The sequence below is a fragment of the Sneathiella aquimaris genome, assembly GCF_026409565.1.
Lineage (GTDB): Bacteria > Pseudomonadota > Alphaproteobacteria > Sneathiellales > Sneathiellaceae > Sneathiella > Sneathiella aquimaris.
The window spans coordinates 847,117-863,516 of the sequence record NZ_CP112881.1 but is presented as its reverse complement, the minus strand read 5'-3'; the positions used below and the strand labels follow the sequence as shown (position 1 = coordinate 863,516).

Here is a 16,400-nt window from a genome sequence, read left to right as displayed (position 1 = left end):
ACCCGTGTGTCCGTATTGAAGCTTGTGGACGCAATACAGTTGTGAAAAGGCCGATTTATATGAGCAAATTGAACCCAAAGGGTATTTCAAGTGTGTCAAATTTCAATGAGAGTTTGTTGACCCCTCAGAATTTAAGAAGAGTTTTTTCGACCTTCGCCACCGGTGTAGTTGTCGTTACTTATAAAACGGAGGATGGCCCGCGCGGATTTACAGCCAATTCCTTTACTTCCGTTTCAATGGAACCGCCCTTAATTCTCGTCTGCATCGACAAGCATGCCAAGTCATGTGTATCCATGCAGGGTCAATCCTTTGCGATAAACATCCTTTCTGCGGAGCAGCGGGATATTGCAATGCATTTTTCAGGCAAGCCCCAGGACATACCGATTGGGTGGAGTCAAACAAACAATCACTTCTATCTTGACGAGAAACTGGCTGTAATTTTTTGCGATCCTTGGGAGCAAATAGAAGCCGGCGATCACGCAATATTTCTGGGGCGGGTCACCGGGTATGAAGTTATCCAGCAAGATCCTCTCGGTTTCTTTCAGGGACGCTTCTTTTCGTTTCCAAATGACTAAATTTCAAACTGTCAAAGGGTGTGAAGAGTAAGAGTAAGAGTAAGAGTAAGAGTAAGAGTAACACTAAATCAAACAGGAAGCACCGCAGGCTCTTGTTCTGCACTGATGACTTCGCACAGGACGGTAAATCTGAACCCGATTGCTATAAAAACAAGGAATTAAACGATGCACAGCATTTCTAACAACCTTTTGGTTGTACGCGTAAAAGTCGATCCGGATGTCGAAAGCGAATGGAATACCTGGTACAACAAGGTTCATCTCCCCGAAATATCGGAATGTCCGGGTTTTTTGTCGGCTTCGCGCTACATGTCTGAAGACGAAAGCGGACGTCTTTATTTGACTGTTTACGAACTTGAGCATGCAAACGCAGCCGAAAGCACAGAATTCAATGCAAGGCGTGGTTGGGCACATTTTAGCGACAAAGTACATGCGAATGTTCATACTTTTAAAAAAATAAGCGAAGGGAAAATGTAATGCCTGTGCAAAGTGATGACTGGTATTGGGAAAAAACCTGGAGTGATTTTCGGCGAGGAAACCAGAAGATTCGACTCAAATGGGATCACGGCGAGGCTATAGCAAATTTCTATAACGAAGGCGTCCCGAAAACAGCAGAGACTATACGTACCCATTTTCCTTTTGAATTACCGATGGTCCATGTTGCGTGGAGTGGTGACATGGTTATGAGCGCTAAACCCCATCCAGTTGGCATAACCAATCCTGAGCATCATGTTCGGCTCGTAAGGCCAGGAGATGTGGCTTACGATCCAAAATATGGTGAATTCACAGTAACGTATGGAACCGCTGAAGCCCGTTTGCCTTCAGGTCCAAACACTTTGGTTGTTTTCGCACAGATTTGTGAGGGGCTGGAAGACCTGGCGATATGGGCGCGAGGACGTCGGTTTGAGGGTGTTGGTTCCCTACATTTTGAACTTTTATCATAAGAAAAAAATGAACCCGCATTATAAAGAAACCACCTTCAAGATAAAAAAGCAGGTATCCCCAGTAATGTCTCATTTCCTGAATAGCACTTTAACGAACCTGTCATCACAACTGCAAAACGGCACTACTGATCCGGTCTGCGTTGTCAGTGATGCCCTTGAAAGAGCTGAAAATCATCCGAATGCTTTTATAACCTTTCAAGGTAAAGAAGCTCTAATAGAGGCTAAAAAAGCGAAACAACGCTGGGGCAAAGGCGCCCCTCTGAGCCCATATGACGGTATCCCCATTGTATGGAAGGATATGTTTGATTTGGCGGGCACCGTGACAACGGCCGGATCCAAACGTCTACAGGCAAAAAATATTATTGCGGTGAAAGACGCTGACGTCATTGTCAATACGAAGAAATTTGGTCTCATATCGTTGGCAAAAAGTAATTTGAGTGAACTCGCCTACAGCGGCCTTGGTTTAAATCCACATTTTGGTACGCCTACGGCTGTATCTGACGGTGATGTTGCGTATGTACCAGGCGGTTCATCCTCAGGTTCCGCTATTGCTGTGCAACGAGGCGTGGTTGCTGCCGCTGTTGGCACGGACACCGCAGGATCCATTCGTGTACCAGCCGCTTTTAATGGGCTTGTGGGTTATAAAGGATCGCCGAAGCGCTATTCGATGAACGGTGTATTCCCACTAGCCCCGTCTTTTGATTGTTTGGGAACGATCTGTCGAACCGCTATAGACTCCATCTTGCTTGACGCAATGATGCGGGGATATCCCTGCGAGATACCATCAAAGCCGCGCACTCCACCCCGCTTCGTTATAGAGACAGCGATTTTGGATAACAGTGATATGAGCAAGGAGGTACGCGTTCAGTTTATGAAATTTGTAGATTTGATCAAAAGTGCTGGCGCACAAGTGGATCGACAGCAACTAACCTTTATTGATCACACATGCAAAGCGATTGAAGACTATGGATGGCTTGGCGCCGCAGAATCTGCCGCTCTTCATAGAGATTTAGTACTGAATAATCACGAAATGCCAATTGATCCAAACGTAGTGGCTAGATTTAAGCAAGCATTAGCAATGGAAGAATGTGCTCGCAATCAACTCACAAAAATCCGATCCGACTTAATTGCCAACTCAAAATTGGAACTTGATGGCCGCATTCTTATAATGCCGACAGTTCTTCAGGCGCCACCTCGATTGAAAGACGTACAGGCTAGCCAACACAAATTTATGGAAGCAAATCAGAAGGCATTGGCTCTCACGAAGATCGGTAGTTTTTTGAAAATGCCATGCATAGCAACGCCAACTGGCTTTGAAAACAATGATGCTCCGAACTCTGTATCATTGTCTTCATGGGAGCATGATGACGATTCAGTACTTAAAGCGGGACTCTGGGCTGAACAAGCATTGAATAGCCCCTAGATTTGTAGACACTTTCTTGTTTTCGTTTCGCTGATTTTCAAACTCTACGGGTGACAACATTCCAATATAATCGAATATGTCACGCCGCGCATCTTCTCTGGCCTTATATACGCTCTGCCCAATACGCTCTTGTTTCAGCAGATTGAAAAAACTCTCAGCAACGGCGTTGAAGTGACAGCTTCCTCGGTGGCTCATGATGTGTTCCAGATTGTGTTGTTTTAGAAAAGATTGCCATTCAATGCTGGTGCATTCGGAACCCTGATCAAAGTGGATCAAGACTTTATCCATTGGCTTGCACCGCCAGACAGCCATCAACAACGCTTAAAGAGCACGGTCTATATGTTGGCGGCTGTGCGTTGTCCCCCAACCACATGACGGGAATAAAGGCCCATAAAAACTGCCTGATATAAAAATCCTTCATAGGTTTTGATGTAGGTAATATCTGTCACCCAGAACCTGTCTAGTGCATCAACGTCAAATTGTCGGTTCACCCTGTTATCCCTGACCACTGACGGTTTCCCGCCAAACATACCTGGTCAATGCTTATCGCCGATCTGGGCCATGAGGCCAGCCAAGCGGGCGAGACGCGCCACACCGTTTGGATAGCAGGCCTCGCCTTGATCGCACAAACCGTCATTCAGTATACGATATCCCTAGATCTTCTCACGACTCTATTAAGAATTCTCGTCCTGCCCTCGACACTGACCGAAGGCATATCCAGATCGACCCGGTCTCTAGCGACAGCGAGAACCAAAATACCTAGTCGGCAACAGCATAGAATTGGCAAACTATATTCGAAACGGGGCCAAAAAAATAGTTGAGCAGGTTTAAAATTTAGCTCATCGCAATCAGGAAACGCGGCGTGTAAACCTACATTTCGGATAATTGGAGCATCCGAGAAACTCCAACCCGGCATTAGAGCCCTTCCTCGCCGTTCTTATCAATAAAACACCTCCACATCTCGGGCAGGCTTTTGTAGAATTGTGCCGTTCATGCAGGGACTTCAAATGGTCACTTTTCGAGAGTGATTTTGATTTTGCCGTCCTTTCAAGCTTATCGTAAATGCGTATAGTTTCAGCATATGAGAACACATGTTGTCTAAATCGCTTTACGTAGGATTCCAGTCCATATTGCAAAACATTGGGCGGCAATCGGGTTTTAAACTCACAATCACCGACGAAATAGACAATGGTATGTATCAGATGTTCGTCAATATCCAAAAATTCAGCAAGCACCTTTTTTTGCCTGAATGTTTGTCTAATTGGGTTTTGAAAAGTATATTTATGGCCATAAAGAACTTGAGTCCATTTTGCCTGTTTTTCAGAACCGAAAATCCAACCTTTTACATTTTTCGTCTCGATAATGAAGATCCCATACACAGAGACTAGTATATGATCGATCTGTGCGGTTCCATTTTTTGACGGTAAAATGACATCGTGAACTCTCTTGTATTTTTTGGAATCCAGTGTCAGCCACATTGTAAATGTGGCTATTTTTTCTCCAAACCATCCAGAAAATAGACTCATTTGACTTTCACATACTGCCCCAGAATATGAATCCCTTCTATTCAACCCATACTCCCCCATTTCCGGGTTTCGAGTCAAATTTCCGCATACAAGCAAAATCCTCTGCTTCCGTCGTGCTTCCGGAAAACGGAAAGCCCCGAACTTTGGGTTCGAGGCTTTTGTGTATCGTATTGATATTGTTTGGTGATTTTGGTTGCGGGGGTAGGATTTGAACCTACGACCTTCAGGTTATGAGCTTTAAGTCAGGCAATACGCACCAATAACGGCCAATATTTTTCACATTATTTTTCATAGTTTTATCCACTTATCGGGCTTGGCGTTTATTGAAAAGTGGCGTACTTTGTTGATTGTATTGTCCCCCATTTGTCCCCCGGCCCTATTTTCAACGATCTAACCTGAAGGTCTCAAATGGCCACGATTGAGAAACGCACACGTAAAACAGGCACCTTTTATCGCGTTCGCATTCGCGTCCAAGGCCTGCCGGAGGTCCAGAAGAGCTTTACCCGGCGAACCGATGCTAAAATATGGGCCGAGCAAACCCAGGCGGCAATCCGCAACGGCGAATTCCGACAAATCAGCAAGTCGGCGAAAGGGTTCAAACTTACAGATGTTATCGACCGATACCGGGAAGATATTCTGCCGGACAAAGCGGTGAGCACACAACGCGCGCAACAGAGTTACCTTTCCTTCTGGCAAAAGAGCCTTGGACAATATGGCTTGGCTTTCCTCACACCGGAACTGATTAACGAAAAGCTGAAGGCGTTGGCCAAAGCCGGAGATACCCGAAGCCATGTTGAAACGGATGCACCGCGTAAACCAAAGAGCCGCAAGACGCTGAAGCTCTACCGGGACAATCTTGCCCAACTCCTGAAATACGCGAGGCATTGGGGCTGGATGGCCGACGATCCGCTTCAGGGCGTCAACAGATACGCCAAAATCAGAAATGAGCGGGATCGCTACCTTCTGGATGATGAGCGAGACGCGCTCCTGGCGGCTTGCAAATCCAGCCCGAATAAACAGCTTTACCCGATTGTCGTCTTTGCCCTATCGACCGGTGCACGAAAGAGCGAAATCCTCAACCTGAAGCTCGATGATCTGCACCTTGGCCGTGACACGGCCATTCTTAGAGATACCAAAAACGGTGAAACCCGGGCTGTTTCCGTCGTTCATCATTTGCATGAGCTGCTTACAGAGCAGGCGGATTTTGCGGAACGGCTGCATGATGAAATGGATACCCCTTCAAACCGGCGTTGGCTATTTCCTCGAAATGACGCTCAAGCGCCTATCGATATTCGGAAGGCCTGGGAGAATGCCAGAAATGAAGCAGGCATCACCGACTTCCGTTTCCATGATTTGCGCCATTCAACGGCGTCCTATCTGGCCATGAGCGGAGCCAGCCAGATGGAAATCGCCGAAGTCCTGGGTCACAAAACTTTGCAAATGGTGAAGCGCTACGCGCACCTGTCGGAAAGCCATGTAAAAGGGCTTGTCACCGACCTAAACAAGAAGTTGTTCTAACGCTGAACACACCCGATTTGCAAAAAACTGCGGGTTGTGCTACACAGAATTATCTTATTCTTTTTCCTGACAACTGAAACACAGGTGGCGCTCAAGTGGATTACACTGAGCTGCGCACGGTCAAGCAGCTCGCCCTCGAAGCACCGTTTCTGACGGAAAATAAACTGCGCTGGTGGATATTCCATTCGGACCAAAACGGATTGAAGCCCGCACTCATTAAAGTCAGCGGTCGCGTTTACATCGACCGGACTGAATTCAACAAATGGCTCGATAGCCAAAGAATGGCCCCCAAAACGGATTGGGTAGCCTGACGAATATAGACAAGAAAGCCCCTTGCCGAGATATCGGCGGGGGCTTTTTCATAGCCATATCTCATGTTCAAAACGGCAGATCGTCATCATCCTGCCCTTCGCCTGCGTCTACAGGCATATGAACTGCGTTCACGTTCTCAACAACATCCTCCTGCTCCACATCTGCCAAACCCCAGCTTTCAATCACAGACGCCAACGGAAAACTGTCACCCGTAGCCCAATCAACATATGGGGCTGCTGTGGAACTCCAAGGCTCCTGAGAAGGCTTCCTGATTTGCACCCGAGATGGCACATGTACGGCACTTCCAAAAACAATCGCCTCCCCTGCCGCAAGAACAGTCACTTGATCCAAGAGACGCTGGGCTTGTTTTGGAATAATGCGTCGGAAATGATCAATGTCATCAGGGTTCTGCAAACGATGGGAGAAAAAATTTGCACATTGGCTTATGATTGTAGGGCTGATTTCACTGGGACGCTGACTGGCGACCACAAGAGACAAGCCAAACTTCCGTCCTTCTTTCGCAACTCTCTCAAATGCTCGCCTAGACAGGCTAAGGCTTCGATCTTCTACAGCTCTTGGCGGGCGCACATAATTATGAGCTTCTTCGAGCACCAATAGCCAAGGATATTTGCTCCTGACATCCGGGTTAAGCATCTCCCGAGATTCCAACAGCAACCTTCCCAGAATAGCGCACGCGAACGGCAGGATTTCAGAAGCCAGCATCGACAAATCGAGGACAGAAATGCGGCTTCCAGCCGCTTGCCCAACGCCAAGCCTCCCCATCCAATCTTCGTAGGAACGAACATCCTGCTCTTCAAAGCTAAAAAACGACTGCCACCTACGATCATCGAGACGCGTTCTTAACCGCAGCTTCAAGGTCAATAAGTACTGATCTATCCGCTTGTTACTGTCCTGATCTGTTGATCGATCAATGAGGTTTGGGTCTCGAAATTCATGTAGTGAGATGAAACGGGGAGCATCCGCAGATTTTGCGAAGTTGACCCCCTCATTTTGGCGCTGGGAAATAGCCTCCAATAAAGCGGCACGAAATTCACCCAAACGATCCCTGACCTCACGATCATTCGACACCCTTCTCCATTGATCTTGGTTGTTGGGTGACCAATTTGGGAGCTGATCAAACGCGTCCCAATCCAAGTCCACCGCATACTGTCGAGCATGGGAAATGAGCAAATCGAAATTGCTGGCAGGGGTATTCCCGTCCAACCAAGCAATTGCAGAATCAATTTTGCCAATTGCCACTTGTAGCGGGTCGTAAGTTCCCGGCGCTGCTGAACTCGCCTTTGCTATCGCCCACCAATCTTTTAGAACAGGCTCCTGAGTGGCTTCTGAAGCCTGAAGCCAATCGCAAATCTCCTCGCCATTCATAAGCCAAGCCGGAAGACAAAACTCTTCACCATTTAGATAAATTTTGTTTGGTTCTCGTTGGTGACGGGCTGCTTCGCCCTCCAAAAAAGCATTGGCATACTCACCGTTGATATCGAGGATAAATATATGGGGATCAGCATCTGCCGACTGTAAACCTTCATGTTCAATAACCCCTCTTAGAAGGCTTGCAACGGTATATGACTTTCCTGAGCCGGTATTCCCCACTACGGCCAAAGGGCGCGAAAACAGATCGTTAAAAGACGCCTTCACTTTAGAATTTTCATCGCCCGTGAGATATCCGATTTCGAGCGGATAATCATAATTATCATCCTCCGACCCTCGCGGCCTATTCCTCAATGGAGGGAGAGCAAAAATCCCAGAAAGCACTTCAGGATTCGCTACTTCAGCCGGGGTGTCGAGGGTAGGCAACACTGTGATGCCCGTATCAAAAAGCCAACTCCGGTTGGTGGACTGCCTTACCGTTCCCAACAACTGAACAGATGCAATTCTCCTTGGTTTCGTTAGTTCCAAGGACAGTTCCTCATCACGCGTTGGGTCGTAGGATTCACGCGCCTCAAGATCGCTTAAAATCCCGATTGCATGAGTTCCCGCCCCCAGATCGAACGTAAGGAATGAATTGATAGCAACAGCGCGCTGAACACCATCAGGTGTCGCCCTAGACGAAGACTTTGCTTCTGTTGAAAGCTCCACTTTCAGGCGGAACCCATTTACAGAAACGACGTACCCGATAACGCGAGGTTGCTCCATTAAGCTTCCTCCGCAGGCTCGTCGGGGTTTTTCTCCTGTGATTTTCGAATCTGCTCTTCAAATTTCCTAAGACGTTTAAAGTCCTCTAACCACTTCACGTCAGGCATCACGTTCTGAGCAAAATCAGAAAAGGTCGCCACTCCATATGAGCAATCTGCGCCTTCTTCCAACCTTTCAGTAAGTACAAAAGCTCTCTGCCCAAGGTTCTGATACCGAGCGATCCTTTTAACTATGTCACTGTCCGGATTTGGTTCGACAACAAGCATGACCAACGAAGGGTTCATCAATGCCGTTTCAATAATGCGTGTTACATGATCATCGCCAAACCCATATCCCATCACCAACAAGAAGGTCTGTGGCTGGTTTAACCGTGCATGAAACAGCCGGAAAAGATGGGCATATGGCATGTCCAATGTTTGAGTGAATTTCTGCGACGTTGGTAAAATGCCAAACGAACCGATATTTTTGTACTCGTCAGATTTGAGCTTTTCAGCCTTCGCGGCTGCATCACTTTCACGGTAGTCTTTGGCAAAAGACAGGTTCCTGTGCTGAGCCCTGTATGCGCCATCCTCCAAGAACCAGTGGAGGGAACCATGTAGCTTATAAAATTGCAGAAATTTGTCGAAACGTCGGACGCGGCCTTCGGCTACGTCGCCGGGATAATAAATGTCCAGCCCATAAACCGCTGGATCAAACCGAGCAGTTGTCTTGCCAGAGAACCCATCAAAATACTGAATTCCGAGCTCCTCAAGGGCTTGCTCAAACAGAGTGTCGTAATTCAACGTAAATAAATGGGTGCGCCCAAGATTAGTATCTCTGGCTATCAACTTCGCTAAGAAAGGTATGTGTCCCGACGACTCCACCTCCTCGCCTGTTAATTCTTTCCTATTAAGCTCAAGCGCGCACTCACTGTAAATGGCCTTCTCGATATAGCTACGCAGTTTCGCTTCATCATCGGATGACAGGGTAATTTCCCCGCCTCCAGCTCCTTGTCGCTTCCAAGATACCGATTGGATTGGTGTCTGGTCACCCTCAAGCAATCCGTTTGCGTTGAACAGAAAACTCAGCCACTCCTCGAAGTTTCCTGCGCCAAAACCGTTTGCCTTTTTCCATTCTATAATGGCCTTAGCATCATCGGGCAGATCACACTGTTCAACTGCATCAAGAACCAGACACTCCAAATTATTATCAGCGGGGCCAGCCATTAACCGGCCTCCAGCACCAACGGAACAGCCAGCCGCAGTCAGTACAACCACGTTTTCCATTCTAAGCCATTCGGCCAGCAAAGCTTGAATCCGTCGAAGGCCGTCTTCGGAGTTTTTGCCCGCTATCAAATCTTCGCTAGCACTGGCTGAATCCGGCGAAAGAAGTTTGTATTTGCATATGCCTGTCATAATGCCACCTCTGACAAAGAGGTCACGACGTCGTAGTCAACTCCAATCGTCTCAAAGTGCTTTTTGCCGCAAGCGATCTTTTGGTTTTCCTTGTTGCGTCGATCTTCGGAGTCCAATGAGCTTTTGGTTTCGCGAACAAAGTAGAGCTTATCGTCTCTGTCGGTCACGAACGCCCAATCCGGATTATACGGTCCGATCGGTGTGTCGATCTTGAACCAGCTCGGAAGCTTGACGAACAAACGGACAAAATCATTCGTATCGAGGTCTTGCGCGAACTGTCGTTCGACTTCCGAGTCATACTCAATGGCGTCAAAGAGCGCCTTCTCGCGGTTCTGCACCTCGTACAAATTACTCAGGTAGCGGACGATCCCTTCCTCCGCCTCCTGCTCAATACGGCTCATCTCCCACTGCTGACCAGCGATCTTGTCGTACTGGATGCCTTCCAGCATCAAGTCGTGAAGCGCACGGGAGATTTCCTTGGCAACAGCGGCCATAAAGGCTTGCGGATTGATCTTGAACTCTTCAAGCCGTCCGGACTGTTTCAGTATTTGAACCAGCGTGTGGCGAGTGAGTTCCGTTTCCTTCTGTAAAAAGGCAAGGATGTCCGGCAACACCTTGACGGGTTCCGCATCAATGGACTTCTCCTCAAGCTTCGTATCCGTATTGACTCCGGCCTCGGTAATGCCAAGATCAACGCGGGTCATGGCAATGCGAACAGGCTTGATGGCCTCCAGCTTCTTGATCCGGCTAACGGCTTTTTCAATCAAGTCATCGGTCTCGAAGGTCACGCGATAGCGGGTGCGGTGCTTGATCCGATCCCACAGGGCAATAAAGTCTTCGCTCAAATGCACTTCTTTGCGGAACTTGAGCTCACGGCGTTCCCGCGCATTCACGATACGGTTTTTGAAAACCTTCTTGTTGATTTCGTCGATGATCTCGGCCTTCAAACCGGCAAACTCATCGGAAACTTTCAAATCAAAATGCGGGTTCTTCGGGTCAAACGTGTCAAGGATTTCACCGGCATCATTCAGATAGCCGTTATCGATCATCTCCTGCCAGATTTTGGCCGACGCCTCTTGCCCAAGCTCTTCTTCGGTTCCATCGGTTTTGGTGACGATCAGCTTGGAAAAGGCGATCTTTTCGACCTTGCCAAACTGGATACCGAAATCTTCCTCGAACTCGGTTTGCAGGGTGCGCGCAAACTCCTCGTATGACTCATTGGCAATCACAGTCAGGCGGTTGACGGTTTCGTCATGCACCCGCTCACCATGCTTGTTCACGGGCAATCGCAGGCCACGTCCGATTTCCTGCCGCTTCTTCTCAACCGACTGCGTTTCGTTCAGGGTGCAAATCTGGAAGACGTTCGGGTTATCCCAGCCCTCCCGCAAAGCGGAGTGGGAGAAGATGAAACGCAAGGGGACGGCTTCATCCAAGAGCCGCTCCTTATCCCGCATTATCAGACTATAGGTATCGTCATCGTCCTTGGTGTTGCCGCGCGTATCCTTGTCGTGGCCTTGTTTGTCCTGACTGAAATAGCCGTCATGAACTTGCGATACATCAAACGGGATCAGGCCTTTATATCGCGGCTTCTCCGTCAGCTCCCGGAACGCCTCTTCAAACCATTGGCCAATCTTGCCAAGACTGGTCGTGTTGTCATCGTTGTAGACACGGTAATTCGCCACCTTGTCGATGAAGAAGAGGGAGAGAACCTTGATTCCCTTGCCCTTGAGGGCGCGTTCTTTCTTCAGGTGCTGTTCGACAGTCTCAAACACCTGCGCCTTCATGATGTCGTCACCAAGGCCACCGATTTCCTGCCCCAGATCGAGCCAACGTCCAGAGTTGAACTCCAAACCTTCAGCGCCCGGTGTGCAATCAATATTCTGAACGATATAGCCATCCTCATAGGAAATACGTTCGCCGGACTTCACAAACAGATCGTCGCTCTGTTTGACCCAAAGCTTGGAAGCCTTCGGCCCCGACGGCGTTTCTTTGTGGATTTCAACCTGCGCTTTGATCCCGTTCTTATTGTCGGTCTTCAGGAGCTTCACATAGGCGTCGTTGAAATTGTCGTCCGAACGAATGGAAGCCACCTCGATCCGCTTCACGAGCCGCAAGTCATAGGCTTTGATCGGATCAAGCTTGTAGAGCAGGTTATAGGGGTTCCGGTGGGTGGCGCTGTAGCGTAACGTCGCTGCCGGATGCAATCGCTTGATGGCGTTCTTCGCCTTCTCGGTGTTATCGACACTTTGCGGTTCATCGATAATTACAAACGGATTTGTGGCCTGAATGAACTCAATCGGCTTGCGCCCCGACATACGATCATTCTCCCGGTTAATGACGTTGAGCTTTTTGAGCTCGTCTTCCGTCATCTCGGATTCAGGCTTGTCCGGCACATCTTTCACAAAAGCCTGAATGTTGATGATCATGATCTGGATTTGGTTGCTGCTGGCGAACTGGCGTACCTTGCTCAGCCGTTTTGAATCATAGACAAAATGATCGAACGGCACGTTGTCATAGAGCGTTCTGAAGTGATCCTTCATCACGTCAATGCTCTTCAGGACACCTTCACGGATCGCCACGCTCGGAACCACAATGATGAACTTGCGGAAGCCGTATTTCTTGTTCAGCTCGAAAATGGTGCGAAGATAGACGTAGGTCTTGCCTGTCCCTGTCTCCATCTCGACGGAAAACTCATGCCCCTGAAGAGACGGCACTTTCTCAATATCGTTGGCTTCCTGCGCTTTTTGCACATTCGCCAAAATTTGATCTGCTGGCAGCGTCAATTGGTTGCCCATGCCAAGCTCGTTCTGAAACAAACCACCGATTTGCAAAGCCTGAAAAGCCGTCGCACCGGATTGCGAAATCGCCTGACCGTCAAACGCATCAACGACGGCGTTAATCGCATCCTGCTGGAACTCTAAGGAGGGGTCGAATTTTAGCTTCATGCCGCCACTCCCCATTTATCGTGCTCAAGAAACTGATTAAGTCGTTCCGCAACAAGCTCCCTGCGTGTAGTCAGGAAGCTTTCATAATCATCAACCTTCCAAAGTCCGTCATTGGTCGGAATACATTGCTTGCCCAATTCTTCCGCACCAATTTTCTCAATCACTCCGGGCAAATAGACTGCGGGCTCCTTGTCGCTAATCCGCCTGTTTGTGCTGCCGCTAATGAAGGTCAGGTTGCAAATGTCGTTAATCTTTTGGCTCGGCAAATTAGCCTTCTTCAAAACGGCCTGGGGAAAAACATGATGGAACTGAAGTGCGTGTTGCGCCCCAGAATGTTTCAGAGAAATAACAAGCTGATCTCGCCAATCACGGGCATCATCTTTTCGGAATGCCATGAACATGGTCTTGAAATATGCACTGCGACTATTTCTGTTTTCCAGATCACTCGGCAACACCTCTAAACGGCCAACCTGCGTTTTGAGAAGCTGTAGTAGCCCGTCAATATTTTGATCGCGACGAAGCGCTGCCAAATCCTGATCAAGGAAAGTTTCCGATGACCCCCTCGAATACCGGGCTTTCGCATTTGCCACTAGAACCCAATACCGAAGGCGGGCACTCTCTTCCGGGGACAGGTGGTAGCCCTTTGAATGTCCATACGCAGCAAGCGTAATTATAATAAACGGCGAGGATAACAGCGCCGGACTGTCGATCCCCACATTGCTGCGAAGGAAATTTAGGGCGAAAAGCATTCCCTTCTTGGCATCTTCCCAGGCGGCCTCCAGCCTTTCCTTGGATAAACTTCCAACCGTCTTAAACCGGGATTGACCAGTCGCAAATGCAACGAGGTTCTTCAGGTGAATAGAGAGTCCGAGGTCAAACTCAAGGTCAACGCATTCCGCTTCAAACGCCTGAAAAATACTTAAAGAATCTCGCCACTTCGCAGTAATTTGCGCCAGCGCCAGGTCCGAGCTCCTCAGCTTTGCGCCGAGAGAATTCACGCGCACGAATATCTCTGTCACTTCCTCATAGGATTTATCCCGGTCAAGGATGTGGACTCGATAACTGTAATCCTTGATGTCTCTCAGTCTTTTTAAGCGCGCCGTATATTTGTCGTATCGGGGGTCTTCCATTGATGTAACCCCCGCTTCCTTCAGGAAGGGGGTGTCGCTGCTTTCCTTAAAGACTTTAGTAACAGAAACCCAATGAGGTAGCTTCGCCAACTTGTTGGAATGCACCACAAAGGCCATTCGATCGAAACGCTTCAGGATTTCGTCTTCAGAAGCGTCCGCTGTGCTTTCATCCGGATCGGCGTCTGTATCGTCTTCTGCCTCCTCATCTTCGAATACTTCCGTTATCTCTTCGAGATTTTCCGGGTGTTCCAAATTGAACAAAATATCGATGGGTCGTTTTCGTCCCCTCACATGAATCGGCTCACCCCGGAGAATAGCTGACAAGGAAGTCAGTCGTTGTTGACCATCCAGCAAAAGCTGAAAACTACGCTGCTCCGAAGCGTCCTGACCCACCGCAAAATCTCGTGTCGCCACGCCCTCATCGGTTTCCCACGTCAAAATCGTTCCTGATGGATATCCTCGATATAGAGAGTCCAATAAATCGCGAACACGCGTTTGCTGCCAAACGTATTGACGCTGCATCTCCGGCAAGCGAATATCGCCGCGCTCAATTTTCGTTACCAGCTCATGAATCCGTAAATCTTGTTGCCCCATAATCGCCCCCCTAGACCGTCTTGAAGACGATTTCTGATTCTTGAGATTCAGCACGCGCCTTGAAGGTTTGAACGGCATTGGCTTTAAGTTGGTCGTTGCCTTGGAAACCTTCGTCCAGACAGATCACCTGCAAAGGCTCGGCATCGGCCAGCGCGTCAATCAGCTCTGACGTGACCTCTTTTTCGAGGCAAATCAGCAAGGCTCCATCTTCGACAGAGAACACCTGCTTACCCGCAAGTTCGATCTGCTCAACTTTAGTTGTCAGCGGGAAGCCAGCTTTCAAGAGAAGTTCATAGAGGATGTCTTCAGGCGTACTTTCTTTAGCAACATGATCGACGTGCATTTCGAGCTGTTCAGAAACGATTTCGTCCTCACCAAAATCACCATCCCATACTCTAAAATTCGAGCGATCTAATTTAAACGCCTTGAAACCAAAATCCTTACTGGGGTAACCATTAAAAGTAAGCTGATCGTTCTCGGCATCTTTAAGCTTGGCAGCTGCCAATCTGACACGTTCCCTCCCAATATCGGCAATTGTCTTCAATCCACGTTGAAATGGCTCAGATTGCTCATCACAAGCTTCGGGCAACTGAACCATAATGTACTTTCGATTACCACCATCCTTCTGATTCAGCCCCATTACCGCATGTGCGGTCGTACAAGAACCTGCGAAGAAGTCCAAAACAATATCGTCGTCACCTCCGCTTTGTTCGACAACCTCACTTATCAACCCAACCGGCTTCGGAAAATCCATAGCCCGAAATCCAAAAAGGTCACTAATTTCAGCAGTTCCTGTGCGAGTGTATAAATCCTTGCCTACGATTGAGGATATGCCTGTAAATTGACTTCCAAGGTCTTCAAAGAATGCCTTCCTACGTGGCCTCCCATCTGGCGAAGACGGCCAAATGATCCTGTCTTCTTCGATCAAGCGTGCCATCGTTTTCGGATCGTAGCGCCAGCCCATTTCAGGGCATCCGTAATTGATCTCGGTGTCTGGGTCGATTAGATCAAAGTGCAAATTTGGTCGCCGATCTTTAGTGGCAAGCCCAACCATATTAGCACTTGTCCAAGCCCCTCTAGGGTCGTTATCAGGATTAGAGTATTGTTCTACTTTTCTCTGGTCTCCACGAACGCGACGGCCATAACAAACGACATATTCATGATCAATTGAAGCACCTTTTTCCGGCCTGTTGTCCTTGTTTTGACGGCTCTTCCAAACAAATACCGCGATCAGGTTTTCCTCGCCAAAAATGTCGTTACAGATACTCTGTAGATTGGCGAGCTCGTTGTCATCTATCGATATGAAAACGATCCCATCATCTGAAAGTAAGTTCCTCGCCAGATATAGACGCGGATACATCATGCTTAACCAGTTAGAGTGATAACGCCCAACTGCATCGGCATTTGTTGAAAACTTCCTTCCTTCGCTATCGACCTGACCAGTATAGGCAAGGTAGGTATCTAAGTTTTCAGCGTACTTGTCCGGATAAATAAACTCCTGTCCGGTGTTGTATGGAGGATCGATGTAAATGGTTTTGACCTTACCGAAGTAGGCCTTCTGCAAGAGCTTCAAAACTTCCAGATTGTCCCCTTCGATGAAGAGGTTTTCCGTTTCATCGAAATCGACTGACTCATCGCGCACAGGTTTCAGTGTGGCAACACTCGGCTCTTGAATGATCTTCATGCACTCGGCTTTGCCCGGCCAATTAAGCCCGAACCGTTCCTTGCCCGGCTCCACCCAATCACCCAACACGCGCTTGAGCTGATCGAAGTCGATCTTCCCTTCGGAAAACACCTCCGGAAATAGCTGCTTCAGCTCTTCCCGTTTTTCCTCTGCTACGTCCATTGACGTCAGCGCCATTTTTTCAGGTCCGGCCATCGCCAACGC

Annotated in this window: 12 protein-coding genes and 1 pseudogene; 6 read left to right on the top strand and 7 right to left on the bottom strand. The window is 48.4% G+C overall.

The genetic code is table 11. The features are described from left to right. Window positions 1-59 precede the first annotated feature (59 nt). The 4 genes from OIR97_RS03975 (at window position 60) to OIR97_RS03960 (ending at window position 2,939) form a co-directional block, all read left to right on the top strand. The gene (locus tag OIR97_RS03975) at window positions 60-575 is read left to right on the top strand and encodes a flavin reductase family protein (RefSeq protein WP_169546448.1); all 516 of its coding nucleotides are present in this window, start codon (window positions 60-62) and stop codon (window positions 573-575) included. Window positions 576-740: 165 nt separating this feature from the next. Continuing rightward, window positions 741-1,049 carry a DUF4286 family protein gene (locus tag OIR97_RS03970; RefSeq protein WP_169546449.1) on the top strand — a complete coding sequence of 103 codons (309 nt, stop codon included), beginning with the start codon at window positions 741-743 and terminating at the stop codon, window positions 1,047-1,049. After that, window positions 1,049-1,516, top strand: a complete 468-nt coding sequence (locus OIR97_RS03965) for a DUF3830 family protein (protein ID WP_169546450.1) — start codon at window positions 1,049-1,051, stop codon at window positions 1,514-1,516. The genes OIR97_RS03970 and OIR97_RS03965 overlap by 1 nt, the downstream gene beginning before the upstream one ends. 7 nt (window positions 1,517-1,523) lie before the next feature. Beyond that, the gene (locus tag OIR97_RS03960; RefSeq protein WP_169546451.1) at window positions 1,524-2,939 is read left to right on the top strand and encodes an amidase family protein; all 1,416 of its coding nucleotides are present in this window, start codon (window positions 1,524-1,526) and stop codon (window positions 2,937-2,939) included. Here OIR97_RS03960 and OIR97_RS03955 read toward each other — a convergent pair. Both OIR97_RS03955 and OIR97_RS03950 read right to left on the bottom strand, forming a co-directional pair. Beyond that, window positions 2,889-3,592, bottom strand: a pseudogene (locus tag OIR97_RS03955) (IS3 family transposase); the annotation flags it as partial. The gene OIR97_RS03960 and the pseudogene OIR97_RS03955 overlap by 51 nt on opposite strands. 195 nt (window positions 3,593-3,787) lie before the next feature. Then, a complete protein-coding gene (locus OIR97_RS03950) occupies window positions 3,788-4,465 on the bottom strand; it encodes an NERD domain-containing protein (protein ID WP_169546454.1) in 678 nt (225 codons plus the stop codon). Between the two features lie 408 nt (window positions 4,466-4,873). Between OIR97_RS03950 and OIR97_RS03945 the strand changes: the two genes are divergently transcribed. Continuing rightward, entirely contained in the window at window positions 4,874-5,983 is a 1,110-nt protein-coding gene (locus tag OIR97_RS03945; protein WP_169546455.1) for a tyrosine-type recombinase/integrase, read from the top strand. A 95-nt stretch (window positions 5,984-6,078) separates the two neighbouring features. Further along, the gene (locus OIR97_RS03940; protein ID WP_169546456.1) at window positions 6,079-6,294 is read left to right on the top strand and encodes a DNA-binding protein; all 216 of its coding nucleotides are present in this window, start codon (window positions 6,079-6,081) and stop codon (window positions 6,292-6,294) included. 67 nt (window positions 6,295-6,361) lie between these two features. Here the strand turns inward: OIR97_RS03940 and OIR97_RS03935 are convergent, their stop codons facing one another. Genes OIR97_RS03935 through OIR97_RS03915 form a run of 5 tightly spaced genes read right to left on the bottom strand, consistent with a single transcriptional unit; the run spans window position 6,362 to window position 16,391 of the window. Further along, window positions 6,362-8,449 (bottom strand): ATP-binding protein, encoded by a 2,088-nt coding sequence (locus OIR97_RS03935; RefSeq protein ID WP_169546457.1) that lies wholly within the window; start codon window positions 8,447-8,449, stop codon window positions 6,362-6,364. Continuing rightward, entirely contained in the window at window positions 8,449-9,843 is a 1,395-nt protein-coding gene (locus OIR97_RS03930; RefSeq protein ID WP_169546458.1) for an SIR2 family protein, read from the bottom strand. The genes OIR97_RS03935 and OIR97_RS03930 overlap by 1 nt, the downstream gene beginning before the upstream one ends. Further along, complete coding sequence (locus OIR97_RS03925; RefSeq protein ID WP_169546490.1) at window positions 9,840-12,788, bottom strand: restriction endonuclease; 2,949 nt, start codon at window positions 12,786-12,788, stop codon at window positions 9,840-9,842. The genes OIR97_RS03930 and OIR97_RS03925 overlap by 4 nt, the downstream gene beginning before the upstream one ends. Beyond that, a complete protein-coding gene (locus tag OIR97_RS03920) occupies window positions 12,785-14,512 on the bottom strand; it encodes a GmrSD restriction endonuclease domain-containing protein (RefSeq protein ID WP_169546459.1) in 1,728 nt (575 codons plus the stop codon). The genes OIR97_RS03925 and OIR97_RS03920 overlap by 4 nt, the downstream gene beginning before the upstream one ends. 10 nt (window positions 14,513-14,522) lie before the next feature. After that, window positions 14,523-16,391, bottom strand: a complete 1,869-nt coding sequence (locus tag OIR97_RS03915) for a site-specific DNA-methyltransferase (protein ID WP_169546460.1) — start codon at window positions 16,389-16,391, stop codon at window positions 14,523-14,525. Window positions 16,392-16,400: the final 9 nt, after the last annotated feature.